This window comes from Vibrio sp. T9 (assembly GCF_003123985.1).
Lineage (GTDB): Bacteria > Pseudomonadota > Gammaproteobacteria > Enterobacterales > Vibrionaceae > Vibrio > Vibrio diabolicus.
Genome location: NZ_NIGY01000087.1, coordinates 1 through 392 on the forward strand (window position 1 = coordinate 1; position 392 = coordinate 392).

The 392-nt window shown below is 55.1% G+C and carries 1 protein-coding gene; it reads right to left on the bottom strand.

The window, feature by feature from the left end; all coding sequences use genetic code 11:
- On the bottom strand, positions 1-362 hold a 362-nt coding region (locus CBX98_RS26500), incomplete at its 3' end, for an addiction module antidote protein (RefSeq protein WP_197710252.1).
- Positions 363-392 lie beyond the last annotated feature (30 nt).

Here is a 392-nt window from a genome sequence, read left to right on the forward strand (position 1 = left end):
GCTTTGTACAGTCCAGGCCGCGTGACGCCGGCGGCATCCGCTACCTCGGTCATTCCGCGGGCACGTGCGATGTCATCGAGCGCGGAAAGAAGCAAGTCCTGGTCGTCCTCGGCGAGAACCTCATTCAAGTACGCGGCAATGTCTTCTTCACTGTCCAGGTAGTCGGCAACGTCGAACAGCGAGATCTTCGTAGACATGGTTTTTCCTGGGTTGGAGATGCCGTCGAAGTGCTTTACATCACCCATATTTCCGTCGGCCAACCGCTTGGCGCGGACGAAAATCTTCACCTTTGCAACGCGATCTTTGAGGCTGCGAACCCAGTCCGAAAATTCGTCCGTCTGAGCTAATGTGTAGATGCGCATAGTGTCTCCAACTGGAGACAGTTTGCAAGT